22 protein-coding genes are annotated in these 26,536 nt (G+C 74.2%); 10 read left to right on the top strand and 12 right to left on the bottom strand.

What is annotated here, in order from left to right; translation table 11 throughout:
* Positions 1-15 precede the first annotated feature (15 nt).
* Positions 16-543 carry a MarR family winged helix-turn-helix transcriptional regulator gene (locus ASG94_RS12065; protein WP_235537249.1) on the bottom strand — a complete coding sequence of 176 codons (528 nt, stop codon included), beginning with the start codon at positions 541-543 and terminating at the stop codon, positions 16-18.
* A 70-nt stretch (positions 544-613) separates the two neighbouring features.
* On the opposite strand from ASG94_RS12065, the gene ASG94_RS12060 reads away from it, so the two are divergent.
* The gene (locus ASG94_RS12060; RefSeq protein WP_056926706.1) at positions 614-1,516 is read left to right on the top strand and encodes an EamA family transporter; all 903 of its coding nucleotides are present in this window, start codon (positions 614-616) and stop codon (positions 1,514-1,516) included.
* The gene (locus ASG94_RS12055) at positions 1,513-2,712 is read left to right on the top strand and encodes an MFS transporter (protein ID WP_056926705.1); all 1,200 of its coding nucleotides are present in this window, start codon (positions 1,513-1,515) and stop codon (positions 2,710-2,712) included. The genes ASG94_RS12060 and ASG94_RS12055 overlap by 4 nt, the downstream gene beginning before the upstream one ends.
* Here ASG94_RS12055 and ASG94_RS12050 read toward each other — a convergent pair.
* The 6 genes from ASG94_RS12050 to ASG94_RS22555 form a co-directional block, all read right to left on the bottom strand.
* Complete coding sequence (locus tag ASG94_RS12050) at positions 2,699-3,244, bottom strand: hypothetical protein (RefSeq protein ID WP_056926704.1); 546 nt, start codon at positions 3,242-3,244, stop codon at positions 2,699-2,701. The genes ASG94_RS12055 and ASG94_RS12050 overlap by 14 nt on opposite strands.
* A gap of 154 nt (positions 3,245-3,398) precedes the next feature.
* On the bottom strand, positions 3,399-4,697 hold the full coding sequence (locus ASG94_RS12045; protein ID WP_235537248.1) for an MFS transporter: 1,299 nt from the start codon (positions 4,695-4,697) through the stop codon (positions 3,399-3,401).
* A gap of 59 nt (positions 4,698-4,756) precedes the next feature.
* Entirely contained in the window at positions 4,757-6,160 is a 1,404-nt protein-coding gene (locus ASG94_RS12040) for a cytochrome P450 (protein WP_082624150.1), read from the bottom strand.
* A 19-nt stretch (positions 6,161-6,179) separates the two neighbouring features.
* On the bottom strand, positions 6,180-6,941 hold the full coding sequence (locus tag ASG94_RS12035) for a sucrase ferredoxin (RefSeq protein ID WP_056926703.1): 762 nt from the start codon (positions 6,939-6,941) through the stop codon (positions 6,180-6,182).
* A 52-nt stretch (positions 6,942-6,993) separates the two neighbouring features.
* Positions 6,994-9,918 (bottom strand): helix-turn-helix transcriptional regulator, encoded by a 2,925-nt coding sequence (locus tag ASG94_RS22605; protein ID WP_162260809.1) that lies wholly within the window; start codon positions 9,916-9,918, stop codon positions 6,994-6,996.
* 80 nt (positions 9,919-9,998) lie between these two features.
* A complete protein-coding gene (locus ASG94_RS22555; protein WP_268788605.1) occupies positions 9,999-10,127 on the bottom strand; it encodes a hypothetical protein in 129 nt (42 codons plus the stop codon).
* A gap of 237 nt (positions 10,128-10,364) precedes the next feature.
* Between ASG94_RS22555 and ASG94_RS12025 the strand changes: the two genes are divergently transcribed.
* Positions 10,365-10,997, top strand: a complete 633-nt coding sequence (locus ASG94_RS12025) for an RNA polymerase sigma factor (RefSeq protein ID WP_056926701.1) — start codon at positions 10,365-10,367, stop codon at positions 10,995-10,997.
* Positions 10,994-11,464 carry a hypothetical protein gene (locus tag ASG94_RS12020; protein WP_056926700.1) on the top strand — a complete coding sequence of 157 codons (471 nt, stop codon included), beginning with the start codon at positions 10,994-10,996 and terminating at the stop codon, positions 11,462-11,464. The genes ASG94_RS12025 and ASG94_RS12020 overlap by 4 nt, the downstream gene beginning before the upstream one ends.
* Positions 11,465-11,488: 24 nt before the next feature.
* Here the strand turns inward: ASG94_RS12020 and ASG94_RS12015 are convergent, their stop codons facing one another.
* The gene (locus ASG94_RS12015) at positions 11,489-12,790 is read right to left on the bottom strand and encodes a S8 family peptidase (RefSeq protein ID WP_056926699.1); all 1,302 of its coding nucleotides are present in this window, start codon (positions 12,788-12,790) and stop codon (positions 11,489-11,491) included.
* Between the two features lie 107 nt (positions 12,791-12,897).
* Here ASG94_RS12015 and ASG94_RS21720 point away from each other — a divergent pair, with 107 nt between their 5' ends.
* Entirely contained in the window at positions 12,898-15,453 is a 2,556-nt protein-coding gene (locus ASG94_RS21720; RefSeq protein WP_056926698.1) for a CHAT domain-containing protein, read from the top strand.
* Between the two features lie 187 nt (positions 15,454-15,640).
* Here ASG94_RS21720 and hutI read toward each other — a convergent pair whose 3' ends face one another.
* The 4 genes from hutI to ASG94_RS11990 all read right to left on the bottom strand — a co-directional run bounded on the left by hutI (position 15,641) and on the right by ASG94_RS11990 (position 20,618).
* A complete protein-coding gene (gene hutI / locus ASG94_RS12005; protein ID WP_056926697.1) occupies positions 15,641-16,813 on the bottom strand; it encodes an imidazolonepropionase in 1,173 nt (390 codons plus the stop codon).
* Positions 16,810-18,147 (bottom strand): formimidoylglutamate deiminase, encoded by a 1,338-nt coding sequence (locus ASG94_RS12000; protein ID WP_056926696.1) that lies wholly within the window; start codon positions 18,145-18,147, stop codon positions 16,810-16,812. Before ASG94_RS12000 ends, hutI begins: the two co-directional genes overlap by 4 nt.
* Positions 18,144-19,436 carry an allantoate amidohydrolase gene (locus ASG94_RS11995; RefSeq protein WP_200958106.1) on the bottom strand — a complete coding sequence of 431 codons (1,293 nt, stop codon included), beginning with the start codon at positions 19,434-19,436 and terminating at the stop codon, positions 18,144-18,146. The genes ASG94_RS12000 and ASG94_RS11995 overlap by 4 nt, the downstream gene beginning before the upstream one ends.
* A gap of 72 nt (positions 19,437-19,508) precedes the next feature.
* The gene (locus ASG94_RS11990; protein ID WP_056926695.1) at positions 19,509-20,618 is read right to left on the bottom strand and encodes a PLP-dependent cysteine synthase family protein; all 1,110 of its coding nucleotides are present in this window, start codon (positions 20,616-20,618) and stop codon (positions 19,509-19,511) included.
* 26 nt (positions 20,619-20,644) lie between these two features.
* Between ASG94_RS11990 and ASG94_RS11985 the strand changes: the two genes are divergently transcribed.
* From ASG94_RS11985 to ASG94_RS11965, 5 genes are all read left to right on the top strand, one after another.
* Positions 20,645-21,274 (top strand): nitroreductase family protein, encoded by a 630-nt coding sequence (locus tag ASG94_RS11985; RefSeq protein ID WP_056926694.1) that lies wholly within the window; start codon positions 20,645-20,647, stop codon positions 21,272-21,274.
* Positions 21,275-21,370: 96 nt separating this feature from the next.
* Positions 21,371-22,444 (top strand): alkene reductase, encoded by a 1,074-nt coding sequence (locus ASG94_RS11980; RefSeq protein WP_082624147.1) that lies wholly within the window; start codon positions 21,371-21,373, stop codon positions 22,442-22,444.
* Positions 22,445-22,568: 124 nt separating this feature from the next.
* Positions 22,569-23,591 carry an NADPH:quinone reductase gene (locus tag ASG94_RS11975; protein ID WP_056926693.1) on the top strand — a complete coding sequence of 341 codons (1,023 nt, stop codon included), beginning with the start codon at positions 22,569-22,571 and terminating at the stop codon, positions 23,589-23,591.
* Between the two features lie 114 nt (positions 23,592-23,705).
* Positions 23,706-25,052 carry a M20/M25/M40 family metallo-hydrolase gene (locus tag ASG94_RS11970; protein WP_056926692.1) on the top strand — a complete coding sequence of 449 codons (1,347 nt, stop codon included), beginning with the start codon at positions 23,706-23,708 and terminating at the stop codon, positions 25,050-25,052.
* Positions 25,049-26,497 carry an MFS transporter gene (locus ASG94_RS11965; protein WP_056926691.1) on the top strand — a complete coding sequence of 483 codons (1,449 nt, stop codon included), beginning with the start codon at positions 25,049-25,051 and terminating at the stop codon, positions 26,495-26,497. The genes ASG94_RS11970 and ASG94_RS11965 overlap by 4 nt, the downstream gene beginning before the upstream one ends.
* The last annotated feature ends 39 nt before the right edge of the window (positions 26,498-26,536 follow it).

Genomic DNA, 26,536 nt, shown 5'->3' with positions numbered 1-26,536 from the left:
GCCGGTCCCGGCCGGTCAGGCCCCGAGGGCCCGTGCCCACTGCGTCAACAGCGCGGTGAGCCGGGCCCTCTCGGCGTCCGAGAAGGTCTCCAGCAGTCGCTCCTCGTTGGCGAAGTGCTCGCCGACCACCCGGTCGACCAGGTCCCGACCCGAGGGTGTCAGCGCGATGTGCCGCACGCGGGCGTCGTGCCCGGCGACCGACCGGGTGACCCAGCCCCCGGCGACCAGCCGGTCGACTCGCTTGGTCACGGCCCCCGAGGTGATCATCGTGGTCGCCGCCAGCTCGCCCGGGGTGAGCTCGAAGGGCTCGCCCGCCCGGCGCAGGGCGGCCAGCACGTCGAAGTCGCCGTCCGAGAGGCCGGCGGCCGCGAAGACCGGCCGCAGCTCCTCGTGCAGCACTGCCGCCACCCGGTGGAGCCGGCCGACGATCCCCATGGCCGAGGTGTCGAGGTCGGGTCGCTCCCGGGCCCACTGGGCCTGGAGGCGGCCGACGTGGTCGAGGGCGTTCTGCGCCGACTCGTCGTGATGCAGGTCATCAGCCACGAGCTGGAATATACCTTCCGGGGAAGAGATTATGTCTTCCGTGGAAAAGATCTGTGCGCACCGATTCGGGATGATCCTGCTGACCGCCGTCGCACCTGCGGCGTGGGGCACGACGTACATCGTCACCGAGAAGTTCCTCCCGCCCGACCGACCGCTCTTCGCGGCGCTGGTGCGCGCCCTGCCCGTCGGGCTGGTCCTGCTCGCCTGGTGCCGCCGCCTCCCCCGCGGCGACTGGTGGTGGAAGGCGACGGTGATGGGGCTGTGCAACATCGGCGCGTTCTTCCCGCTCATCTTCCTGGCCGCCTACCACCTGCCCGGCGGCCTCGCCGCGACCATCCAGGCCATCTCGCCGCTCGCCGTGATGGCGCTGGCGTGGCCGCTGATCGGTGAGCGCCCGGCCGCGGCGCGCGTTGGCGCCGCCGTCATCGGTCTGGTCGGCGTCACCCTGCTGGTCCTGCGCAGCCCCGACGGCGTCACCACGCTCGGCCTGGCCGGCGCGTTCGGGTCGGTGCTGGTGAGCGCGCTCGGCTTCGTCCTGGTCAAGCGGTGGACCCCGCCGGTCGACATGCTGACCCTGGTGTCCTGGCAGCTGGTGGTCGGTGGGATCGCCCTGCTGCCGCTGGCCCTGCTGGTCGAGGGCGCCCCGCCCGCGATCGACCTCGAGGCCGCGCTGGGCTACGGGTGGATCGCGGTGGTGGGCACCGGCCTCGCCTACGTCTGCTGGTTCACCGGGTTGCGCGCCATGCCCGCCGGCGCCGTCTCGCTGATCGGCCTCGTCAACCCCGTCGTCGGTACGGCGCTGGGCGTGGCGTTCGCCGCCGAGGCCTTCGGGTGGGTCCAGGCGCTCGGCATGGCCCTGGTCCTCGGTGGCGTCCTGCTCGGCCAGCGCACCGCCCGCAGGCGCACGGCACCTCGTCCGCCGCAGGCACTCGCTCGGGACAGAGAGCTCGTCGCTGCGAAGATGGGGCCGTGACGGCCTCGGGGGACTTCCGCTTCCGCGACATCGCCCTGGCGGCGTACGGGCCCTCGGTCGTCAACGCGATCGGGCACGGCGCGGTGATGCCGGTGCTGGCCCTGCGGGCCCGCGACCTCGGCGCCGACGTGAGCACCGCGGCCGTCGTGGTCGCGCTGCTGGGCGTCGGCAGCCTCCTCGCCTCGCTGCCCGCCGGGGCACTGGTCGCCCGGCTCGGTGAGCGCCGGGTGCTGACCGTGGTGGGCTGCCTGGACGCCGTCGCGATGGCCTCCGCCGCGGTCACCGAGTCGGTCCTCGCCCTCGGGATGGCGATCACCTTCAGCGGGATGACCTGGACGGCGTTCATCATGGCGCGCCAGGGCTTCATGATCGACGTCGTGCCGGTCGCCTACCGGGCCCGGGGGATGTCGATGCTCGGCGGCAGCATGCGCATCGGGGTCCTGGTCGGGCCGCTGCTGGGGGCCGGCCTGATCGCCCTCGGCGGGCTCACCTGGGTGTTCTGGCTGGCGGCGTCGATGTCGCTGGCCTCCGCGCTGCTGGCGCGCACCATGCCCGACCTCGGCTCCGAGGCCCGCGGGCAGGGCGTCGGACAGCTCAGCGTCCTCTCGGTCCTCCGGGCCCACCGCCGGGTGCTGCTCACGCTGGGCGTCGCCGTGGTCATCATCGCCGCGAGCCGGTCGCTGCGGGTCGTGCTGCTGCCCCTGTGGGCCGATCACGTCGGCCTCTCGGCGAGCACCACCTCGCTCATCTTCGCGGTCGCCGCGGCGATCGACATCGCGTTCTTCCTCCCCGGCGGCTGGCTGATGGACACCCGCGGGCGCGTCGTGGTCGCCGTACCCGTCGTGGCGTCGACGGCCCTCGCGTGCCTGCTGCTGCCCCTGGCCACCACCACCGCGACCGTGGCCGCGGTGATGGTGCTCATCGCCGCCGGCAACGGCCTGGGCTCGGGGATCGTGATGACGCTGGGGGCCGACACGGCGCCGGTGGAGGGCCGGGCGCAGTACCTGGGCGGCTGGCGCCTGTGCGGCGACATCGGCGGCTCGGGCGCCCCCGTGCTGGTCAGCGCCCTGGCGGCCGTCGCCCCGCTGGCCGTGGCGTGCGTGGTGATGGGCGTGCTCGCCGCCGTGGGCACCGTCTGGGTCGGCTACTGGACCCGGCAGGTGGACCGGCAGGCGGTCGCCGTCAGCCGACCGTGACCTCGACCTCGTTGGAGGCCATGTCCGAGTCGGTGTCCTTGACGCGGAACTTGTTGACGCCCGCCTGGCTGGTCTGCACGTAGGTCGCGAACGTCTGGTTGCTCACCGAGACCGTGACCGGGAAGTCCGACCAGGAGCCGCCCTCGAAGCGCTGCACCTGGAGGATCGCCCCCTCGCCCTGCGGGTAGGTGCCGGTGAGGTCGATCTGCTGCATCGGGCTGACGCTGAGCTGGCCGGCCGACAGGGTGATCTGCTTGGCGGGAGCGGACTCGCTGCTGGAGGGTGCCTCGCCGGGCTGGGTCTCCGCGCTGGTGGAGGGCTCGGTGGTCTCCGTCGGCTCCGGCTCGGGGAGGTACATCGTGGTCTCGCTGCCTGCCGAGGGCTCGGCGGACGGATCGACGCTGCCGCCGTCCAGGCCGAGCATCTTGGTGCCGAACAGGGCGGCCAGGCCGAACAGGAGGCCGACCACGGCGGCCACGGCGACCAGGGCCACCAGGCCGGTGAGGACCGGGCGGTCTTCGCTGCGGGACACGGTGCTCCTCTCGCTGGTACGACGGACACGTCCGGCGGTCCGGGCGCGACTGCCCGCCATTGTGGGTGAGACCCCCACGTGGGGCCAAGCCGGCCCGCTGCGACCGGCCACACCCGGTCACCCCGGCCCCGCGACCCGGGCCTGGCGGAGCGACTCAGGTCCCGGCGGCCTCGCGGCGCTCGCGCTCGGCGACGGCGTGCTCGTCGGTGCGGTTGTCGTAGGACCAGAAGTCGCGCAGCAGGGCGGCCGTGAGCAGGACCCCGCCCACGCACGCCACGCCGCCCGACACGATCGAGCCCCGCACCGACCAGGCATCGGCCACGAAGCCCGCCCGCACCTGGCCCCCCAGCGGCCCGACCGAGTAGGACAGCATCTCGATCCCGGCCAGGCGACCGCGCATGTGCTCGGGGATGGTCTGGTTCCACACGGTCCCGCGGAAGACGGCCGAGACCATGTCGGCCGCACCCGCCATCGCGAAGCACACGAGCGCCACCGCGAACGACGGGGCCAGGCCCGCGAGCGCGATGCACACGCCGTACGCCGTCGCCGCGATGACGATGGCCCGGCCGTGGTGGTGGACGTGCGAGGTCCAGCCGCTGAGCCCCGTCGCCACGAGCGCGCCGACGGTCTCCGCGGAGTAGAGCAGCCCGATGAGCTCGGGTCGCTCGAAGACCTCGGCGGCCAGCGCCGGGAAGAGCACGATCGGCATCGCGAGCAGCATGGCGGCGATGTCGACGAGGTAGGTGCCGAGCAGGTCGCGCCGCCCGATCGCGTAGCGCCAGCCCTCCGCGATGCCGCGCAGGCTCGGCGGGGTGGTCTCGCCGCGGTGCGGGTAGGGACGCATCGCGGCGTACAGCGCGCAGGCCACGGCCAGGGCGCCGACATCGACGACGAAGCACCAGCCGATACCGACCCAGGCGATGAGCACGCCGCCGATCGCCGGCCCGACCAGCACACCGACCTGCATCCCGAAGCTGGACAGGGCGTTGGCGGCGGTGATCTGGTCGTGGCGCACCGTGCGCGGCTCGAGGGCCTCGCGGGAGGGCCGCTGCAGGGAGGACGTCGCCGCGAGCAGCGCCGCGACGACGAAGATCAGCGGGAGGCTCGGCTCGGCGAGGAACGAGTTGGCCGCCAGCACCGCCATCAGCACCAGCTGGGCCAGCCCGCTGCCGATCAGCAGCCTGCGCCGGTCGACGTGGTCGGCGAGCGCCCCGCCGTACAGGCCGAAGACGATGAGCGGCAACAGCTCGACGAGGCCGACGGCACCGACCAGGAAGTTGCTGCCGGTCAGGTCGTAGATCTGGAACGGGATCGCGACGTAGGAGACCATCCCTCCGAGGTAGAACACCGTGCCCGCGGTGAACAGCAGCCGGAAGTCGCGCGACTCGCGCAGCGGGGTGACGTCCATCCGCAGGCGGCGGAGGCGTTCGCGCAGGGTGGGGCCGGTGCTCACAAGGGGCGATCGTCCCACGCGGCGCCGGTGGGACGCACGCGAGATTCACCGGGGACGGCTCAGCGGGCGGTGACCCGGATCCGCGCGCCGTCGCGGGGCACGCTGGTGATGTTGCGGACCTTGGGGTGGTCGTCGGCGAGCGTCTCGACCGTGTACGCCGCCAGCACCTCGCGCAGGACGACCACGCCCTCCATCAGCGAGAAGCCGGCACCGATGCAGCGCCGCACCCCGCCGCCGAAGGGGATCCAGGTGTTCGGGGCGGGACTGCCCCCGACGAAGCGCTCGGGACGGAACTCACCGGGCGCGGGATGGTGGGTGGCGCTCGCGTGAGCGAGCAGGATCGAGGGCCCGACCGTCACCCCGGCAGGAAGGTCGAACCCGCCGATCGTGGCCGGCGCCGTGAGGGTGCGCGCGACCATCGGGATCACCGGGTGCAGGCGCATCGACTCCTTGAGCACGGCCTCCAACCAGGCGTCGTCGCCGGCATCGGCGGCGGCCACCGTGCGGGCCAGCAGCGCCTCGTCACGGCCGAGCTCGTAGAGCGCCCACGCCAGCGCGGCGGCGGTCGTCTCGTGTCCGGCCAGGAGCAGGGTGACCAGCTGGTCGCGCAGCTCCTCGTCGCTGAGCGCGTCACCCCCGTCACCGCCCTGGCGGAGCAGCCGGGACAGGACATCGGTGCGGGTGGCGAGGTCGGGGGCGGCGCGCCGCTCCCGGATCTCCGCGTGGATGAGCTGGTCGAGCTCCTCGGCGTTGCGCTGGGCGTCCCGCCAGGGCCCGAGCCGCCGCAGCCGCGGCACCGACCAGCCGAACAGCACGGCGGGACTGACGTCGACGACCTTCCTGACCCGCGGGCGCAGCAGGGCGAGCCGGCGCTCGTCGGCCACCCCGAAGACCACGCGCAGGATCACCTCGAGGGTGAGCCGGTTCATCCGGTCCAGCGCGCGCAGCTCCTCGCCGTCGTGCCACGAGGCGACGTCGTCCCGGGCGACCTCGGTGACCAGCGCGCCGTACTCGCGCAGGGCGTGGCCGTTGAACGCCGGCATCAGCAGCGTGCGGGCGCGGCGGTGCTCCTCACCGTCCTGGAGGAGCAGCGAGTGCTCGCCCATCATCGGGCCGAGGATCGCGTTGGCCTTGCCCGCCTGGAAAGTGGCCGGGTCGGCGGCGAAGATCTCGCGGGCGTGCTCGGGCCGGGTGAAGAGCACCAGCGGGCGGCCCGGCAGCAGCCGGACGGTGAAGGCGTCGCCGTAGCGCCGGTGCGCCCACGGCACGAACCGGTGGCGGAAGCGCAGCAGGGCGACGCTCTGGACCAGCGCCGGCCACCGCGGCCCGGGCGGCAGGGAGTCGCGGTCGATCTCCGGGCCGGGGGTCCCGAACATCCGCATCCGGCGCAGGCGCTGGTGGGTGAGCGCCGCGGTGGCGGCGTCGTGCGGCAGCTCCTCCGACAGGTCCCTCACCAGGGTCATGTCCTCGATCGTAGGCCGCTCAGCGCGAGCGGACCTCCCACCGCGTGGTGGGCTTCTCGACCAGGTCGGCGCAGCTCGCGCGCCGCGGCTCGCCGGGCACCGCGACCACGTCGACGTCCGGGTCACCGCCGGCCAGCACGTGCAGCTCGCGGACCTGCTCGGGCGGGGTGAGCCCGGCCCGCCCGCGGGAGACGGCGACCGGCACCTCGCCGCGCTCCAGGCTTGCGCAGGCCTCCACCGCGGTCGCGGGGTCCAGGCGGCCGAGGGTGTGGCCGGACGGGAGGGCGAGCAGGGTCCCGGAGAACCGGTGGCCGCCCAGGTGCGTGGTCTCCCAGGTCGCCTCGGGCCAACGCTCGGCCAGCGCCGCGGCGACCGGCCGGCCGACCTCGGCGCAGCAGCGGTCGCGGCGCCCGTTGGTGCACACCAGCCAGAGCGGCCCGTCGTACGCCGTGAGGTCCCGCCCGAGGTCGAGCTCGAGGAGGGCGTCGGGCGTCGGCAGCACCACGGTGCGCACGGCGAACCCGTCGTCGGTGGCACGGGCGTGGAAGACGCGCACCCCCGGACCGGACTCGCCGCCGTGGCGCCGGACCAGCTGCACCCGGACCCCGGCGAGGCCCGCGAGGTGCGCCCGGACCGCCTCCGGGAGGCGGCTCTCGGCCACCGCCTTGCGGCCCCACGACCCGGCGTGCTCCACGAGGAGGAGCTCGGTCTCGGTCGGGGCGGTGCCGGCGATCGGTTCCCCGTCGTCGCGGCTGGCGACGGAGCAGCGGAAGTCGGTCACGAGCGCCAGTCTGCCGTGCGGCTGGGTGTCCGCCCGGGGCGGCCCCGGCCCGTCAGAGCAGGCCCGTGCGCCGCGCGATCGCCGCGGCCTCGGTGCGCGAGGCGGCGTCGAGCTTGCCCAGGATGTTGGAGACGTGGACCGACACGGTCTTGGTGGAGATGAACAGCTGCTTGCCGATCTCGCCGTTGGTGCGCCCCTCGGCCACCAGGGCGAGGATCTCCTTCTCGCGCGGGGTCAGGGTCACCGCGGCGGCGGCCTGTGGCGCCGGGCTGGAGCCGAGGCCGGTCAGCTGGTCGAGCAGCGGCCGCAGCCCGATGGAGTGCGCCACCGCCCGGGCGAGGTCGCCGGCCTCGCGGGACCCCGCGGCGTCGCCGGTCGCCCGCAGCACCTCGGCCAGGCGGGCGCGGGTGCGGGCCAGCTCGGGGACGTGGCCGAAGGCGACGAACGCCTCCTCGGCCGCCCGCCAGGCGGCCGCCAGCTCGGCGGCGTCGGGCGGGTCGAGCTGGCTCAGCCACCGCCACCGCAGCTCCTCGGCCGTGCGGAGGGCCACCCACGCGTGGTACTCCGGGCCGCGACTGATCTCGAACTCGGCGTAGAAGTCGATGACCCGCGCGCCGTCCTCGAGCATCCGGCGTACGACGTGGGCAGTCCCCTCGCGCTCGGCCGCCGACTGGTGCGGGGCGCTGGACGCGAGCAGGCCGACGACGACCGTCGAGAGCCGCAGTCGCGCCTGGAACCACTCGTGCCAGATGGGTCGGACCGTCGCCACGACGAGGTCGTAGACCTCGATCCCGCGGGCGACGTCGCCCTCCTGCTCGGCGCGGGCCAGCTCGGCGGTCGCGGCGTTGATCGCGGTGAGCCCGTCGGTGGGCCAGTAGGCGCGCAGCATCTCGAAGGCGGCCTTCTTGGTGTGGCCGCGCAACACCTGCACCTGCATCTGGAGGGCGTAGTAGAGCCACTCGTAGACGACCGGCGGGTTGAGCCCGGAGACGTCGAGGCGGTCGTAGGCCTCCCGCAGCCGGCCCTGGGCGACCAGCACGCTGGCCACCATCTGGCGGGCCTCCGCCGGGAACGGCGCCCAGGTCAGGCCCTCCTCCTCGCCGCGGGAGACGACCCGGCCGTAGGCCTCCAGGGCGCCGTCGAAGTCGCCGAGGTCGTGGTGCAGCCGTCCGAGGAAGTAGAGCGCCCGCAGCTCGGCGTCGACGTGGCCGGCGACCCGGGCCCGGTCGGCGGTGTCGAGCCACGTCGCGCGCAGTCGGTCGAGGTCGAGCGTCTCGTCGAGGCTGGTCAGGGTGGTCGCGATCTCGACGGCGATGCCGGTGAGGTTGTGCCGCTGCGCCAGTGCCAGTCCCTCCATCGCCACCGACCGGGCGCGCTCCTCGTTCCACCGCCCGAGCGTCTGCGCGTGGACGCTCAGCGCCCGGGCGCGCAGCGAGGGCGAGCCGTCGGACAGCAGCTCGACCGCCTCCGCGGCGATGGCCTCGGGGTCCTCGGTGGAGTCGGTGAGGAGCAGGGCGGCCGCGATCGAGGTCAGCACCTGGCCACGGTCGGCGGCGGGGGCGTCCGGCGGCAGGGACGCGAGGTGGGCCCGCAGGACCTTGATCGCCCGGCCGACCCGGCCGGAGGCGACGAAGGCCTCGGCGCAGCGGCGCACCAGCGCGTGCACGTCGACGTCGTCGGGGACCTCCGGGACCGCCTCGAGCAGGTCGAGGGCGTCGAGGAACTGCACCGCCGCCTCGTGCGGGCCGCCGACCGCGAAGGCCTGGTTGCCGGCCTCGATGCCGGCCCGGACCGCGGTCAGCCGGTCACCGGCCCGGCGCGCGTGCAGGGCCAGCTCGGCCGCGGTGCCGGCCGCGGCCCCCGACCGGAGCGCCTCGCTGAAGGCGGTGTGCAGGCGGGTGCGCTCGCCGGGCAGCAGGTCGTCGTAGACCGCCTCGCCGAGCAGCGCGTGGCGGAAGGCGTAGGACGAGGCCCCCGCCTGGGTGAGGACGTTGGACTCCACGGCGCTGCGCAGCGCCGCCTCGAGGTCGGCGGCCCCGAGCCCGGTGACCGTCGCGAGCAGCTCGTGGGAGACGTGACGCCCGGCGACGCTGGCCACCCGCACCACCTCACGGGTGCGGTCGTCGAGCCGGTCGAGGCGCACGAGCAGCACGTCGGCGAGCTCGGCCGGCACGTGTCCCCCCGTGGCCCACGTGGCGCCGATGAGCTCCTCGACGAAGAACGCGTTGCCCTCGGCCCGGTCGACGATCTCGGCGATGCTCGCCTCGCTGATCGTCGTGTCCTTGTGGATCAGGTAGACGAGGAGACGCACGTCGGTGTCGGTGAGCGGCTCGACCTGCAGCCGCTCGACCCCGCGCAGCCGCGCCCACTCGGCGACCTGCGGTCGCAACGGGTGGCGCCGGTGCAGGTCGTCGGAGCGGTAGGACACCACCAGCCGCACCGGCCCGGCGAACGCGCGGGAGAACAGGAAGCTCAGCATGTCGCGCGTCGACTGGTCGGCCCAGTGCGCGTCCTCCACGACCACCAGCAGCGGCCCCTCCTCGGCGAGGCTCTCGAGCAGGTCGTGCACGGCGGCGAAGATGTTGCCGCGGTCGAGGGACTGGTCCTCGTCGCGGTCGTCGGTGGCGCGCAGCCGTCGGCCCGGCTGGAGGCGGGCGAGGGTGGGGTGACGCTCGGTCACTCTCGCAGCCACCTCCGGCCGCTCCGCGAGGATGCGCCCGAGGATCTCGGAGAAGGGGACGTAGGGCAGGGACCCGTCGGCCAGGTCGAGGCAGTGCCCGGCCACGACCAGCCAGCCCTCGCCGAGCGCGACGTCGCGCAGCTCGGTGAGCAGCCGGGTCTTGCCGACGCCCGCGTCGCCGGAGAGCAGCACGGCGTACGACGTGGTGTCCCCGGGCGCGCGAATGCCGAGCCGGGACGTGAGGTCCTCCAGCTCGGCATCGCGGCCGACGAGGTCGGCGCTGCGGGCAGTGGGCACGTCGGCCATTGTGGCGTGCCCCACCGACAGTGTCGTGCGGGTTGTCGTCGGCGCCGGTGTCACCGGTGCCGGCTGCCGGCTCATCGCCCGGCGCGGGCGGCCCGACGGGCGGCGCGGTCGGCGCGACGGCCGAACGTGCCCCAGTCCTTGCGGAGCCTCTCCTCGCGGTAGGTGACCTCGGCGTTGACGAAGCTGTCCGTGGCGAACATGTGCTTCTCCTTCTCCCTCTCGAGGGTCCGCGTCTCGGACCATCGAGAAGAGAGTGCGGCGCTGAGGTAGGCCCGGACATCGGGCGGGAGTCCTATCCGGCGGGACCGGCTACCTCAGATGCGCGGTGGTGACCACCTCAGGGACTGGACCTGCGTGGCGCGGAGTTCGACGTACCTCCACGATGGGTGTATCAGGGAGTCAGGAGACCACTCCTACCAAGCGTGAGGGACGTCATCATGGAGAGCGAACGACGCGTCCGCAGCGATGACCCGTGGCCTGCCGGGGGGACGGACACGGACATCGCCACGCTGGTCGCCGAGGCTCGCGGGGGCAGCCAGGCTGCGTGGGACTCGCTCGTGGAGCGCTTCCTCCCCCTGGTGACGTCCCTCATGCGGCGCTACCGCGTGACCGGGGCCGACGCCGACGACGTCAACCAGACCGTCTGGTTGCGCCTGGTGGAGCACCTGGACCGGATCGACGAGCCCCAGGCCCTGCCCGGGTGGCTGGCCACCGTCACCCGGCACGAGTGCTTCCGCCTGCAGCACCTGCGCGGCCGCACGGTCCCGACGGACCCGCAGACCTCGCCGACCTTCGAGAGACCTGACCACTCGCCCGACATGCTCGCCGAGCTGCTGGCCGACGAGCGGCACACGGCACTGGTGGACGCCCTGCTCGAGCTGCCCGCCCAACGACGCGACCTGCTGCTCCTCCTCACCGAGGACCCGCCCCTGTCGTACGCCGAGATCAGCCGCCGCTCGGGCCTCCCGGTCGGCAGCATCGGCCCCACCCGCGCACGAGCCCTCCAGCAGCTGCGTCGCACCCGCGCCTTCCGGCGCCTGACCAGCCCCACCGACGGGAGCCTGACATGACCGACCTTCCCCCCGAGGACCCCGCGGTCCTGGATCCCGACGACCAGCAGGTCCTCGACGAGCTCGCCGAGGCCCTCTCCTCGCACCGCGACGTCGAGCCGCGGCACCGCGAGGCGGCCCGGTCGGCCTTCACGTGGCGCACCGTGGACTCCGAGCTCATGGAGCTCACCTACGACTCGCTCGACGCCCCGGTCACCGTGCGCAGCGCCATCGACGCCCTGCCCCGCGCGCTCTCCTTCGCGTCGGGCTTCGGCACCCTCGACGTGGAGCTCGACGGGGACCGCGTGCGCGGGCACATCGTCCCGGCCGCCGTCGCCACGGTGGTGATGTCCAACGCTGCAGGCGCCACGCTGGGCACCGAGTCCGACGAGGACGGGATGTTCGACTTCCCCGGCTCGCTCCCCGGACCGGTGCGCTTCAGCATCGAGGGCGAGGGTGCAGGTACGACGCCCTGGGTCACCCTCTGATCCCGAGCCCCGTCGCGACCGCCGTCAGTTCGCGGGGTACAGGGTCGGGCCCACGCCACGTCGACCGGCGGTGGCCGCCTCGGCGAGCAGCTGGTCGGCGGCCTTGCGGGCGCTGATCCCGTGCCGGCTCATGCGCGCGGCGATGAGACCGCTCACCAACGGCGTCGAGAACGACGTGCCGCTCCAGCGGGCGATCCCGGTGAACGTCCGCTCGTCCCCGGCGTTCGGCGGCTCGTGGCAGAAGAAGGTGCCGGTCGGGTAGGCGTTGACCAGGTCGGTCCCGAGCGCATAGACGTCGACCCAGCTGCCGAAGTTGGAGAAGTCCGCCCGCGCGCCGTCGGCGTCGATGGCCCCCACCGAGACCGTCCACGGGAAGGCGGCGGGCCAGAACGGCCGGCGGTGGCCGTCGTTGCCCGCCGCAGCCACCAGCACCGTGCCCTTCTGGTGCCGCAGCCGCTGCTCCCAGAACACCTCGAAGCTCAGCAGCGGCAGCTCGTCGCGGGTCGGGCAGCCTGCGGACAGCGAGATGATGTCGGGGCTCCACGCGAGGGCCTCACCGAGCTGCACCACCATCTCGGACTCGTACGCCGCGCCCCCCGTCGGCAGGAAGCCCTCGACGCGCACCTCCGCGGCCGGGGCCTGGGTGCGGACGACGCCGGCGATGAAGGTCCCGTGCCCCGCGTAGGGGTGGATGTGGTCGAGGTCGATCGTCTCGGGGTCGCCGTCCACGCCGGCCAGCCACGGGGAGGCCGGGTCGGTCGCGGCGGGTGGCCACCAGCCGGTGTCCACCACCGAGACGAACACGTCGGTGCCGGCCCCCAGGTCGGTGGTGATGCCGGGGTGCGGCGCGGGGGACGTGCCCGGCTCCTCGGGCTCGGTCGCCGGGCACAACCGTCCGGGGCCGGTGACGAACATGATGTGGTCGGGCGTGGCCTTGCCGAGGCCGAGCTCGCGGTCCACCCGGGCGAGGATGTCCGGGACCGACGTGTCGGCGTCGGTGGTGACGCGCAGGACGGTCAGTCCCCGCTGGCGCTGGGAGCGCTCGTCGTCGAGGCGCTCGGCACCGACGGTGTCGGCCACGTCGCGCCAGTGCTCGTCGCGGGCCAGGATGAACCCCGGGCGGTACAGGTACTCGACGCGGCGGCCGTCCTCGGACCAGACGGCCGCGGCGTACTCCGGGCCGCCCAGGGCCTTGATGAGGTAGGCGACCTGCTCGCGGAGGACCGCCTCCTGCAGGCGTTCCCGCTCCTCGGCGGCGTGAGGATCGGGCTTGCCCCCACCCTCGTCCGGACCGGTGTCACTGGCGGCGTTCGTCGAGCTGTCCACGATGTGTCCCCCCACATGGGATTGGATGACCGGTGACGGGCGCGCCGGGACCGGCGAGGCCTCGACTGAGAGTAGCGATTCGACGAGCTGGTCGGGAGGGTTCACGAGTGCTGGGCCAGTCCGGTGACGAGCTCCTCGACCTGGCGATCGCGGAGCCCGACGAGGCGTGGTCGGTCGCGCACGCCGTCATCGCCGGCGAGGCCGACGTCACGGCTCTCTCCTACGCCCACCAGACCCTGGGCATCGTGCTGCGCGAACGCGGCGACGTCGACCTCGCCCTCACCCATCTCCGCGTCGCTCGGAGGTGTGCCGAGCGCGCTTCCGATGAGGACAGGCTCGCGGACGTGAGGGCCACCCTGGGTGGCACCCTCGCCGTGCGGGGCCGGACCGCAGCGGGGCTCCGGGAGCTGGACGCTGCCGTCTCCGGGGCGAGGGCTCGCGGCCCGGTACGGCCCAAGGCCCAGCTGCGCCGGGCCAACGTGCTCGCCATGGCCGGGCACCACGACCGTGCGTTGACCGACCTCCGGGACGCCGTGCGCGGCTTCCGGCGCTCGGGGGACCAGCTGTGGGAGGCACGCGCACTCAACCTGCGGGCGTTCGTGCGGATCCTGCGCGGGGAGTTCGCGGACGCCACCGGCGACCTGCACGAGGCGGAGTCCCTCTTCCGGCCCGGCGACCAGCCGTTCGAGGTGCTCGACGTCCGGCACAACCTCGCCCTCATCAGCTTCTTCGAGGGTGATGTCCCGGCCACGCTGTCCGCCATGACCGAGCTCGCCTCGGCCTACGCCGAGCTGGGGGACCCGCACCTCGAGCTGACCCTCGACCGGGCCAGGGTCCTGCTCGTGGCCGGGCTGGCGCAGGAGGCGGTCGACGTCATCGAGTCGGCACCCACCTGGGCCCAGAGCCGCCCCCGCGCCCGGGCCGAGCTGCTGGTGATGCGGGCCGCCGCCCGACTCGGCGCCGGCCAGCCCGAGCAGGCGCTCGAGGACGCCCGGGCGTCCCGGCGCCTGTTCCTCCGCCAGGACCGCGCGTGGTGGTGCACCCGTGCCGACGTGGTCGCCCTGCAGGCCCGCATCGAGCTCGGGCGCGGGTCGCGCCGGGCCGCGGTGGCGCTGGCCGACTCCCTGGCCGACGACGCGACCGAGGACGCCGTGCTCGCCCACCTGCTGGCCGGCCGGGAGCTCGCGCGGACCGACCCGGCGGCCGCGTCGGCCTACCTCTCCAGGGCCGCCGCGGGCCGCCACCGCGGCAGTCCCCTCAGCCGAGCCACCGCCTGGCTGGCCCGGGCCCTCGAGCTCGAGGTCGGTGGGCGGCCGCGCGTGCTCGACGCGGTCGGGCGCGGACTCGATGCGCTGGCCGAGCACCGGGCCTCCCTGGGCAGTCCCGAGCTGCGCGCCCTGACGGCGCTGCACGGCTCGGACCTCGCGACCCTCGCCGTCCGGCACGCGCTGCCGCGCGGGCCGCGGGCGCTGGTGCGGTGGAGCGACCGTGCCCGGGCCGCCTCCCTCAGCCAGCCGGTGCCGGCCCCCCAGGACGCGGTCATCGACGGGCTGCTCGCGACGATCCGCGGGTTGTCGCACCGGATCACCGACGAGGAGGACCCGGCCGAGCTGCAGGTCCTCGTGCGCGAGCGGGCGCAGCACGAGCGGACGGTCCGGCTGGCCTGGGCGGCCACGCCGGGCGCCGGGGGCCGGGACACCTCGGTCACCGACGGCGAGCTCGTCGCGCACCTGGGCGACCGGGTGCTCGTGCAGCTCGTGGACGTCGACGGCACCCTGCACGCGGTGGTGGTCCGCGACGGCCGGTGGCGCCGGATCGAGGTCGGCGCCTCGGCGCGGGCGGCCAAGGCCGTGGACGCGGCGATGTACGGGCTGCGGACCGCCACCCGCGGTCGGCCGGTCGACCTGGCGGTGCTGGGGCGTCGGCTGGAGACGGCGCTGCTCGGCGACGCGGCCCGGCTGCTCCCGGCGGGCCGGCCGGTGGTCGTCTCGCCCCCGGCCGCCCTCCTCGCCGCGCCGTGGGGCCTGCTGCCGGTCCTGCTCGACCGCCCGGTGGCGCTCACCCCGTCGGCCACCGCGTGGGTGCGTGCCGCGTCCGCAGAGCCCCGGTCGGCGCGCGCGGTCTTCGTCGTCGGGCCGGACCTGCCGACCGGCGGCGGCGAGGTCGCACCCGTCGTACGCATGCACGACGGGGCGGCGCTGCTCGCGGACCACTCCGCGACGGTCGCGGCTGCGCTCGCCGCGCTCGACGGGGCCGCGCTGGGCCACATCGCCGCGCACGGATCCTTCCGCGCCGAGACGCCGATGTTCTCCAGCCTGCACCTCGCCGACGGGGCGATGACCGTCGACGACGTGCACCGGCTCGCGCACCCGCCGCACCGGATCGTGCTCCCCGCGTGCCGCTCGGGGGTGGTGGCGCAGGTCGGGGGCCAGGACATGATCGGCTTCGCCGCCGCCCTGCTCGGCCAGGGCACCGCGGGGGTCCTCGCCTCGATCGCCGACGTCGACGACGCCGCCACCGTGGCGGTGATGCTCGACGTGCACGCCGCGCTCGTGGCCGGGCGCCGCCTCGACGAGGCACTGCGTGACGCCCGGCTGGCGGCAGGGTCCGACCCGGTCCGGCTCGCGACCGCGGTGGCGTTCGTGGCGCTCGGCGCCGCCTGAGTCGTCGCCCTCGTCGGGGTAGTCCGTGACGATCGGACCCCTCCTGGGCGGTCTCGGGGGTCCGTTCGTCACGGACTACCCCGGATCCGTCGTCGGCCTGCCGGGGTCCGGCCTGCCGGACCGCCGCTGGGGAACCAGACCGGTGTTGCGGGCCGGCCCGGGCCCCGGTCTCGTTCCCCAGGCCGGGTCAGCCGAGGGCGCGCGGCGCGACGGGCCGCCCGCCCTGCCAGACGCCGGCGACGAGCGGGACGCCGGGTCGGTAGGCGAGGTGGAGGTACGACGGGGCGTCGAGCAGGACGAGGTCGGCCCGCTTGCCGACGGCGACGACCCCGACGTCGTCACGGTCGAGCGCGGCGGCGCCGGTCGCCGTGGCAGCGTGCAGCGCCTCGGCCGGGCTCATCCCCATGTCGCGCACGGCGAGCGCGATGCAGAAGGCCATCGACGAGGTGAAGCACGAGCCCGGGTTGCAGTCGCTGGCCAGCGCGACCCGCACGCCCGCGTCGAGCAGGCGGCGCGCGTCGACGTACGGGTGTCGGGTCGAGAACTCGACCCCCGGCAGCAGCGTGGCGATGGTGCCGGAGTCGGCGAGCGCGGTGACGTCGTCGTCGGACAGGTAGGTGCAGTGGTCGACGGCGACGAGGCCGAGCTCCGCGGCGAGCCGCACGCCGCCGCCGTAGGTCAGCTGGTTGGCGTGGAGCCGGCCGCGCAGCCCGTTGTCGGTGCCCGCTGCCAGGATCGTGCGTGCCTGGTCGACGTCGAAGGCGCCGTCCTCGCAGAAGACGTCGATCCAGCGCGCATGGGGGGCCGCGGCCGCCAGCATCGGGCCGGTGACCAGCTCGACGTAGTCGGCGGGGGTGGTGTCCGCCGGCACGACGTGGGCACCGAGGAAGGTCGTCTCGTCCGTGAACTGGCGGGCCACGGCGAGCGACCGCGCCTCGTCGTGGACGGAGAGTCCGTATCCACTCTTGATCTCGATGGTGGTGGTGCCCTGGGCCCGCATCTCGGCGACGAGCCGGGCGACGTGAGAGGTGAGCTGTTCGTCGGTGGCCGCGCGGGTGGCCGCGACGGTGGTCCGGATGCCTCCGGCGGAGTAGGGCTCCCCGGTCATCCGGGCGGCGAACTCCTGCGAGCGGTCGCCCGCGAAGACCAGGTGGCTGTGGCTGTCCACGAAGCCGGGCACGACGGCGCGCCCGCCCGCGTCGTACGCCGTGTCGGCGGCGGGCGCCTCGGCCGCCGGGCCCACCCACGCGATCGTGCTGCCCTCGACGACGACGGCGGCGTCCTCGACGAGGCCGAGCAGTCCGTCGCGCGTGGGGTCGTTGGTGGTGAGCTCGCCGATGCCGGTGACGAGGACGCTCATGCGTGCACCGCCTTGAGGACGCGGTCGAGCTCGCGGCCGATCTCGCCCACCTGGTCGCGGGTGTGGACGAGGTGGCCGTCGGCGATCACCTGCACCACGTCGCCGGCGCTGGCGGCGAAGACCACGGCGTGCTCGTCGGTGCCCGTCCCGGCCGTGCGCGGCGAGGCCAGGTCGAGGGTGACGAGGTCCGCGCGCTGCCCGACGGCGATCGACCCGGCGTCGGCCCAGCCCAGGCTGGCGTGCCCCGTGGCCGTGGCGGCGGTGAGCAGCTCGGCGGCCGACCAGTGGCCGCGCCGCATCGTGGCCAGCCGCTCGTCGAGCTCCACGGCGCGCATCTCCTCGAAGAGGTCGATGACCGCATGGCTGTCGGACCCGAGCGTGAGCCGGGCGCCGGCGTCGGCGAGGTGGCGGCTCGGACCGACCCCGTCGCCGAGGTCGCGCTCGGTGGTCGGGCAGAAGTCGACGTACGCGCTCGCCTCGCCGATGAGGGTGATGTCGGCGGGCGTCAGGTGGGTGGCGTGCACGAGCGTGGTGGTCGGGCGCAGCAGGCCGTGCGCGGCCAGCAGCCGGGTGGGCGTGACGCCGTACGCCGCCTGGCACGCCTCGTTCTCCGCGACCTGCTCGGACAGGTGCACGTGCAGCACGTCCTGGTGCGTGCGGGCGACGTGCTCGAGCGCGTCCCGGGGCACCGCGCGCACCGAGTGCAGGGCCGCCCCGACGCGGGCGCCCGGGCCGGCGTCGATGGCGGCCACCCGCTCGGCCCACGCCTGCGCGCTCCCGTCGCTGTAGCGGACCTGCACGCCGTGCGGCGGCTCGCCGAAGCCGCTGGAGAGGTACAGGGTGTCGAGCAGGGTGATCCGGATGCCTGCCTCGCGGGCCGCCTCGAGGAGCGCGTGCCCCATCGCGTTGGGGTCGGCGTACGGCGCCCCGTCCTGCTGGTGGTGGAGGTAGTGGAACTCTCCGACCGCGGTGATGCCGGCGGCCACCATCTCGCGGTACGTCGCCCGGGCGAGCTCGAAGTAGCTGTCCGGGTCGAGCCGGCCGGCGACGACGTACATCTGGTCGCGCCACGTCCAGAAGGTGCCGCGACCTCGCTGCGTGCGGCCCCGCAGGGCGCGGTGGAAGGCATGGCTGTGGCAGTTGGCCAGCCCGGGGATGGTGAGGCCGAGCAACACGTGGTCGGGCTGCAGCGGGCGGGGCTCGGCCTCGGGCGAGGACGACCGGTCCCGCAGGGTGACCGCGGTGATGACGCCGTCCTCGACGTCGACCACGACGCCGGGCTCGACGCGCTCGCCGACCCACGCGTGCTCGAGCAGGTAGGTCGTCGTCGTCATCGCGCCAGCTCCGTGAGGGTGTCGGCCAGCGCCTCGACCCCGGTCAGGCAGTCGGCGGACTCGGCGGACTCGGCAGGTGAGTGCGACACCCCCGTCGGGTTCCGCACGAAGAGCATCGCACTCGGGACCCCGGCCGTGGCGAGGATGCCCGCGTCGTGGCCGGCCTGGGTCGGGATGACCGGCCACCCTCCGACGCCTGCGATCCGAGCCGCGAGGTCGGGGTCGAAGGCCACGCGGCCCGACACCGACTCGGCGGTCACGGCGAGGCCGGTGCCGTCCCGCCCGGCCCGCTCGGTCCCCTGCCGCTCGATCGCCGCCACCAGGTCGGCCAGCGCCGCGTCGGACTCGCACCGGGCGTCCAGCCACGCCGTGACCCGCGAGGGCACCGCGTTGGTCCCGTTGGGGGCGACCTCGAGCCGGCCGAAGGTCGCCCGCTGCCCGGACAGCCGGGCCTGCTTGTTGGCGGCGAGCGCCGTCATCGCGTAGGTCAGCATCGGGTCCCGGCGGTCCTCCATCCGGGTCGTCCCCGCGTGGTTGGCCTCACCGGTGAAGTCGAAGCGGTAGCGCCCGTGGGGCCAGATCTCGCTGCCGACGCCGACCGCCACGTCGCGGTCGACGAGGTCGCGGCCCTGCTCGACGTGCAGCTCGACGAAGCACCCGACGCCGGAGAGGTCGAGGAGCCCGCCACCGTCCTCCAGCGCCGCGACGTCGAGCCCGGCCGTGGCCAGGGCGTCCGGGAGCGCGACGCCGTCGCGGTCACGCCGCTCGCGGGCGTCGGTCCAGCGCGTGGCGCCGGTCGCCAGCCGCGAGCCGAGGCAGGCCAGGCCGAACCGGGACCCCTCCTCCTCGGTGAAGACCGAGACGCCGACCGGTCGGGTGGGTACGACGCCCCGCTCGCGCATCAGGTCCACGGCGGCGAGCGCGGACACCACGCCCAGCGGGCCGTCGTACGCCCCGCCGTCGAGGACGGAGTCGAGGTGCGAGCCGGTGAGGACCGCCGGCCGGGATAGTCCGTGACGATCGGACCCTCCGGGAGCCGATTCCGGGGTCCCTTCGTCACGGACTACCCCGGCGGAGCCAACGGCAGATGCCCCGGCCGGCGGGTGCCACCACGCCACCTGGTTGCCCAGCGCGTCGGTCTCCAGCTCGAGCCCGCGGGCGAGCGCGGCCTCGGTGAACCAGGCGCGCAGCTCCGACTCGGCGCTCGTCCACGGCTGACGGAAGTAGCCCCCCGACGACGCGGATCGCCCGACCGGGGCCAGGTCCCTCCACATCCCCTCGAACGTCATGGGTCGAGTCCACCGGTCGGGGGGCCCGCGGTCAACGACGCGCGCCGCCGGAACGTCTCGGATCCCAGACCGTCAGCCGGTCCAGACCCCGTCGTCCCAGGCCCGTGCGAGGACGGCGAGGTACGGCGCGAGGTCCCAGCCCTGCGCCGCGACCCAGGTGTCGGAGAAGTAGGTGTCGAGGTAGCGGACCCCGTCGTCGCACAGCAGCGTCACGATCGAGCCCGACTCGCCGGCGGCCCGCATGTCGCAGGCCAGCTTGACGGCGGCGTACAGCGCGGTGCCGGTCGACGGCCCCGCGAGCTGCCCGGTGCGGGCCCGCAGGAAGTGCGCGGCGGCGACCGACGCGGCGTCGGGGACCCGCACCATCCGGTCGACCAGGTCGGGCAGGAACGACGGCTCGGCGCGCGGGCGGCCGATGCCCTCGATGCGCGAGCCGCACGTCGTCTCCCCGCACGTGGGGTCGCGGAAGGCAGCGAGGAAGGCGGAGTTCTCCGGGTCCACGACGCACAGCCGGGTGTCGAGCCCGCGGTAGCGGACGTAGCGTCCGATCGTCGCGGACGTGCCGCCCGTGCCGGCGCCCACGACCACCCACGTGGGCGACGGGAAGCGCTCCATGGCGAGCTGGTCGAAGATCGACTCGGCGATGTTGTTGTTGCCGCGCCAGTCGGTGGCGCGCTCGGCGTAGGTGAACTGGTCGAGGTAGTGCCCGCCGGTCTCCTCCGCGAGCCGCCGGGCGACGTCGTACACCGAGGCCGGGTCGTCGACCAGCACGCACCGGCCCCCCTCGCGCTCGATGAGCGCGATCTTGGACGGCGAGGTCGTGCGCGCCATGACCGCCGTGAAGGGCAGCCCGAGCAGGTGCGCGAAGAACGCCTCGCTGACCGCGGTCGAGCCGGACGAGGCCTCGACGACGTGGGTGCCCTCCTGGATCAGCCCGCTGCACAGGCCGTAGAGGAACAGCGAGCGCGCCAGCCGGTGCTTCAGCGATCCGGTCGGGTGCGTCGACTCGTCCTTGAGGTAGAGGTCGACGTCGGTGAAGGCCGGCATCCGCACCGCGTGCAGGTGGGTGTCGGCCGAGCGCGTCTGGTCGGCCTTCAGCCGGCGGATCGCCTCGACGACCCACGCGCGCTCCGCGTGCCCGGACTGGTCGACCTCGACGAGCGGCACGACTCCCTCTTCCATGCATCGGAGCGTGCCACAGTCGGGGCATGGAGTTCCAAGACGTCGTACGACGACGCCGCATGGTCCGCCGGTACGCCGACCGGCCGGTGGCCCCCGAGGTCCTCGACCGGCTGCTCGCCAACGCGGTCCGCGGACCGAGCGCGGGCTTCAGCCAGGGCTTCGCCTTCCTGGTGCTGGACACCCCCGACGACGTCGCCCGCTTCTGGGTCGCCACCGGGGCACCGCCTCCGGTGGTTGAGGAGGGCGCCCTGGCGCCCGTCTCGAAACCCAACACCTGGCTCGACGGCATGCGCACGGCGCCGGTCGTGATCGTGCCGCTCGCCCACAAGGACGCCTACCTCGACCGCTACGCCGAGCCCGACAAGGGCTGGACCGACCGCGACGAGGCCCGCTGGCCGGTCCCCTACTGGCACGTCGACACCGGGATGGCCGCCCTGCTGATCCTCCAGACGGCGGTCGACGAGGGCCTCGGCGCCTGCTTCTTCGGCATCCCGGGCGAGCACGTGGACGGCTTCCGCGAGGCGTTCGGGGTGCCGGGCGACCACACCCCGATCGGTGCGATCACCGTGGGCCACCGCACGGAGTCCACGGGCACGCGGGGCTCCGCGGCCCGGCGCGAGCGGCGTACCGACGCCGTGCACCGCGGACGGTGGTGACGGACCCGGTGACCTGAGCCACACCGGGGAATCCTCGCGTCGGCCCACTCCTTGGACCAGGTGAACGATCAACAAGTCCAAGGAAAGAGGCCCCCCGTGTCCAAGGCATTCGAACCGGTCGTCGTCGGCAGCTGGAAGCTCCCCCAGCGCTTCGTGATGGCTCCCCTCACCCGCAACCGCGCGAAGGGCACCGTCCCCGGCGACCTGAACGCCGAGTACTACGGGCAGCGCGCGGGCGCCGGGCTGATCATCACCGAGGGCTCGCAGCCCAGCGCGGTCGGCCAGGGCTACCTCGACACCCCGGGCTTCCACAGCGCCGAGCAGGTCGCCGGCTGGCGCAAGGTCGCCGACGCCGTGCACGCCGGTGGTGGCCACATCGTCGCCCAGCTGATGCACGTCGGCCGGGTCGCGCACCCGGACAACAAGGGCGGTCTCGAGAGCGTCGCGCCCAGCGCCCTCCCCGCTGACGGGAAGATGGTCACCGCCGAGGGCCAGGTCGACATGCCGACCCCCCGCGCGCTCGAGACCGACGAGATCCCCGGCGTCGTGCAGGAGTTCGTCACCGCCGCCCGCAACGCGGTCGAGGCCGGCCTCGACGGGGTCGAGGTGCACGCCGCCAACGGCTACCTGATCCACCAGTTCCTGGGTCAGTCCTCCAACACCCGCACGGACGGGTACGGCGGGTCGCCCGAGGCGCACGCCCGCTTCGCGATCGAGGTGACCCGAGCGGTCGCCGAGGCGATCGGCGGCGACCGGGTCGGCATCCGCATCTCGCCGGCCCACAACATCCAGGGCGTGCTGGAGGAGGACGAGGCGTTCACCACGGCGACGTACGAGGCCCTCATCGACGGCATCAAGGAGCTCGACCTGGCCTACCTCAGCATCCTCGCCGACCCGCGCAGCGCGCTCGTCGCGGACCTGCGCAAGCGTTTCGGCGGACCGGTCATGCTCAACTCCGGCTTCTCCAGCGTCACCGACTTCTCCGACGTCGAGTCGATCATCGACGAGGACCTCGGCGACCTGGTGGCCGTCGGTCGCGAGTTCCTGGCCAACCCCGACCTCGCCGAGCGCTGGCGCCGAGGGGCCGAGCTCAACGAGCCCGACCAGGCGACGTTCTACGGCGGCGGCGCCGAGGGCTACACCGACTACCCGACGCTCGACCGCAGCTGATCCACACCTCCGAGCCGGCGCGGACCCACGGGGTCCGCGCCGGTTCGTGCGTCCGGGGACGGCATAGACCGCGTCCCGCTCGTGTTGTCCCCGCTGGAAGCGATCCTCGACGAAGGGAACCCTGATGCGTGCTGTCGTCTACACCGAGAGCGGCGACTCCTCCGTGCTCGACCTGGTCGAGCGGGATGCCGCCGAGCCCGGCCCCGGCGAGGCCCGCGTGCGGATCGTGCGCGCAGGCGTCAACCCCACGGACTGGAAGTTCCGCGCCGGGGGCATGGGCGAGCTGGCCTTCCCCGAGATCGTCCCGGGCCAGGACGGCGCCGGAGTCGTCGACGCCGTCGGGCCCGGCGTCACCGAGCTCGCCGTCGGCGACCGGGTCTGGACGATGCTGGCCCAGCACACCCGTCCCGGCGGCACCGCGCAGGAGCAGGTCGTGCTGCCGGTGCGCAACCTTACCGTCCTGCCCGACCACGCGTCGTACGACGTGGGCGCCTCGCTCGGCGTGCCCGCGGTGACCGCCCACCGGGCGCTGACCACCTCCGAGGACGGTCCCGAGCGGCTCGCCTCCGGCGCCCTGGCCGGGCGGACCGTGCTGGTCGCGGGCGGGGCCGGCGCGGTCGGCAACGCGGCCATCCAGCTCGCCCGCTGGGCGGGCGCCACCGTCATCAGCACGGTGAGCAGCGACGAGAAGGCCGCCCTGGCGACCGCGGCCGGTGCACAGCACACCGTGAACTACCGCGAGGGCGACCCGGTCGCGGCGATCCGCGAGATCGCCCCGGACGGCGTCGACATCGTCGTCGAGGTCGCACCCGCGCAGAACCTACGGCTCGACGTGCAGGTGATCCGGCCCCGCGGGACGATCGCGATCTACGCCAACAACGGTGGCGACGAGGTGAGCATCAGCGTGCGCGAGACGTTCTCGACCAACGCGCGCTTCCAGTGGGTGCTGCTCTACACCGTCGGCTGGGCGGCGCTGGACGCGGCGGCCGAGGACATCACCGCCGCCCTGGCCGACGGGGCCTTCGGGATCGGCGAGGAGCACGGCCTGCCGGTGCACCACCACCCGCTCGAGGAGACCGCCGCGGCGCACGCCGCCGTCGAGGGCGGGGCGATCGGCAAGGTGCTGATCGACGTGGCCGAGGGCTGAGCCGCCCGGTTCCTCCGCACCCCGGCGTAGTTGGGGACGACGTGGTGGGCGATCCGGCCGTCGAACCCACAAGATCGTCCCCAACTACCCTCCGTGCCGCACTAGGTTCTGCCCATGACCGACCCCAGTGCCGACCGCGTCGTGGGCAAGCTCCAGGCGCTCGTCCGGATCCCGACGGTCTCCGACCGCGACCCGGCCCGGATCGACACCGAGGCCTTCGACCGGCTGCTCGTCGAGCTCGAGGCGCAGTTCCCCCTGGTGCACGCCGACCTCGAGGTGATCCGGGTCGGCAGCCACGGGCTGCTGATGCACTGGCCGGGGGCGAGCGACGCCCGGCCGGTCGTGCTGATGGCCCACCTCGACGTCGTACCGATCGACGAGGACGCCCCGTGGCAGCACCCGCCGTTCGGCGCCGAGATCGCCGACTCCCCCACCGGACCGGCGATCTGGGGCCGCGGCACCCTCGACGACAAGGGCTGCGTCGCGGCGATCTGCGAGGCCGTCGAGCTGCTCATCGAGTCCGGCCACGTGCCCGCCCAGGACGTCTGGTTGTCCTTCGGCTGCGACGAGGAGATCAGCGGTACGGCGGCGCTCGAGGCCGTCGACCACCTCCAGAGCGCGGGGGTGCGGCCGTGGTTCGTCCTCGACGAGGGCGGCGCGATCGCCCACGACGCGTTCCCGGGCGTGACCGCGCCCCTCGGTGTCATCGGCGTGACCGAGAAGGGCACCACGAGCATCGAGCTGGTCGCCGAGGGCCGCGGGGGGCACGCGTCGACCCCCGCGCGCAACGGGCCGACCGCGCGCATCGCCCGCGCGATCCTGCGGGTCGAGAAGTCGTCCTTCCCCGCGTCGGCGCCGGCCCCGACGCTGGAGCTGATGCGCAGGATCGCCCCGCACCTCCCCCGGCCCGTGCGGCCGCTGCTCTCCCGCGCCGACCGGATCGCGCCGGCCATCACCCGGGTGCTCGTCGCCGCGGGCCCGGAGGCCGCCGCGATGACGCGGACGACCGTGGCGGCCACCACGCTCTCCGGCAGCCCGGCCCTCAACGTCATCGCCTCGACCGCCAGGGCGGGGCTCAACGTGCGGGTGATGGTGGGCGACACGGTCGCCGGCGTCGTCGACCACCTGCGGGCGGCGATCAAGGACGACAGCGTCCGCATCGACGTGGTCGAGTCCGGCGAGCCGTCGCCGGTCTCGCCGATGGATGAGGCCTTCGAGCTGGTCGAGTCCTGCATCGGCGAGGTGTTCGCCGACGCCGTCCCCACGCCGTACGTGATGCTCGCCGCCACCGACTCGCGGCACTTCACCGCGATCTGCGAGCGGGTCTACCGCTTCGCGCCGTTCCGGATGACCAAGGCGCAGCGCGAGGCCATCCACTCCTACGACGAGCACCTCGCGATCACGGCCCTCGTCGACGGGGTCCGCTGGTACCGCACCCTCATCGAGAGGCTCCCCGCATGACGACCACCTCGCCGTCCGAGGCCACCGGCGCCGGCCGCGTCGCCCCGCACCTCGTGCGCATCGTCGGCTTCCTGGTCTGCGTCGAGATCGCCAGCGGGATCCTGCAGGGCTACTACACGCCGATCTTCAGCGACATCGCCGACCACCTCGGCATCCAGGACGCCGACGTCAACTGGTTCGAGGCCGCCCAGCTCATCGTGTCGGCGCTCTGCGTGCCGCTGCTGGCCCGGCTCGGCGACCTGTGGGGCCATCGCAACGTGCTGCTCCTCTCGACCGCGGTCACGGCGCTGGGTTCGTGGATCCTGGCCTTCGCGCCGTCGTTCACGACGTTCCTGATCGGGTGGGCGATCCAGGGTGCGTACGTCGTGTGGCTGCCGCTCGAGGTCGCGATCATCCACCGGCGTACGGCCGGCACGGGACGCCAGGCGCTCCTCACCCGGCGGGCCGCGGCGATCCTCGTCGGCGCGCTCGAGCTGGCCGTGATCGTCGGCGCCCTCACCTCCGGCGCCCTGGTGGCGTCGACGTCGATGACCGTGCTGCTCATGCTGCCGGCGATCGCGGTGACGATCTGCTTCGTGGTCATCTGGTTCGGCATCGAGGACGTGCCCGGCAGGGCGACCGGAGGGATCGACTGGATCGGCTTCGGGCTCGTCACCGCCGTCCTCGGGGTGCTGATGGCCGGCCTCATCGTCATCCGCCTCGAGGGTCCGTCCTCCGTCGTCGCCTGGTTGCTGATCGCGGTCTCGGTCGTGCTGGTCGTGCCGTTCGTGCGGGCCGAGCGCCGCATCGCCGAGCCGCTCATCGACGTCGACCTGATGGCCACCCGTGGGCAGTGGCCGGTCCAGCTGACCGCCTTCCTGTTCGGCATGTCCGTGCTGGGCGCGCAGATCCCGCTGTCGACCTTCGCACGGACGGACCCCGATGTCGTGGGCTACGGCCTGGGCGCCGACGCGGCGTTCGTGTCGACCCTGATCGGCGTGTACGTCGTCAGCCTGGCCGTCGGCGCCTTCACCCTGCCGCTGACGTCCCGGATGCTCACCGCCCGCCGGGCGCTCATCGCCTCGTCCCTGCTGGTGGCCGTCGGCTACGCGCTGTGGATCCCCTTCCACGACACGACCACGCAGGCGCTCGTCAACATGGGCGTCGCCGGCATCGGGTCGGGTGCCCTCGTGGCCGCGCTGCCCGCCGCGGCCGCCGCCGCGGCCCCCGCCGACCGCACGGGGTTCGCCACGGGCATGACCAACGCGACCAAGACCGTCGGCGGGGCCATCGCCTCCTCGATCTTCGCCATCGCCCTCGCCTCCACGGGCTCGCTGGACGGTCCCACCGCCGGGCACGCACCGCTCGCCGGCTACCTGACCGTGTGGGCCGTCTGCTCGGTCGCCGCGCTGCTCGCGGCACTCGCCCTGGTCGCCGTACCGAGGTCGGCATTCAGCGACCACTGAGACACGGCACCGTGGGCCGATCGGGCGACGATCATGGTC

This window comes from Nocardioides sp. Soil805, assembly GCF_001429625.1.
Classification (GTDB): domain Bacteria; phylum Actinomycetota; class Actinomycetes; order Propionibacteriales; family Nocardioidaceae; genus Nocardioides.
Note: the sequence above shows the minus strand (reverse complement) of the source record. Positions and strands in the feature narration are given on the sequence as shown.

Excerpts from the sequence above, each read along its gene's own strand:
- ASG94_RS11970 (WP_056926692.1), top strand. The coding sequence starts at position 23,706 with ATGACCGACCCCAGTGCCGACCGCGTCGTGGGCAAGCTCCAGGCGCTC.
- ASG94_RS12060 (WP_056926706.1), top strand. The coding sequence starts at position 614 with ATGATCCTGCTGACCGCCGTCGCACCTGCGGCGTGGGGCACGACGTAC.
- hutI (WP_056926697.1), bottom strand. The coding sequence starts at position 16,813 with ATGAGCGTCCTCGTCACCGGCATCGGCGAGCTCACCACCAACGACCCC.
- ASG94_RS11985 (WP_056926694.1), top strand. The coding sequence starts at position 20,645 with ATGGAGTTCCAAGACGTCGTACGACGACGCCGCATGGTCCGCCGGTAC.
- ASG94_RS22555 (WP_268788605.1), bottom strand. The coding sequence starts at position 10,127 with ATGTTCGCCACGGACAGCTTCGTCAACGCCGAGGTCACCTACCGCGAG.
- ASG94_RS11975 (WP_056926693.1), top strand. The coding sequence starts at position 22,569 with ATGCGTGCTGTCGTCTACACCGAGAGCGGCGACTCCTCCGTGCTCGAC.
- ASG94_RS12040 (WP_082624150.1), bottom strand. The coding sequence starts at position 6,160 with ATGACCCTGGTGAGGGACCTGTCGGAGGAGCTGCCGCACGACGCCGCC.
- ASG94_RS12000 (WP_056926696.1), bottom strand. The coding sequence starts at position 18,147 with ATGACGACGACGACCTACCTGCTCGAGCACGCGTGGGTCGGCGAGCGC.
- ASG94_RS12020 (WP_056926700.1), top strand. The coding sequence starts at position 10,994 with ATGACCGACCTTCCCCCCGAGGACCCCGCGGTCCTGGATCCCGACGAC.
- ASG94_RS11965 (WP_056926691.1), top strand. The coding sequence starts at position 25,049 with ATGACGACCACCTCGCCGTCCGAGGCCACCGGCGCCGGCCGCGTCGCC.
- ASG94_RS12025 (WP_056926701.1), top strand. The coding sequence starts at position 10,365 with ATGGAGAGCGAACGACGCGTCCGCAGCGATGACCCGTGGCCTGCCGGG.
- ASG94_RS11995 (WP_200958106.1), bottom strand. The coding sequence starts at position 19,436 with ATGACGTTCGAGGGGATGTGGAGGGACCTGGCCCCGGTCGGGCGATCC.
- ASG94_RS11990 (WP_056926695.1), bottom strand. The coding sequence starts at position 20,618 with ATGGAAGAGGGAGTCGTGCCGCTCGTCGAGGTCGACCAGTCCGGGCAC.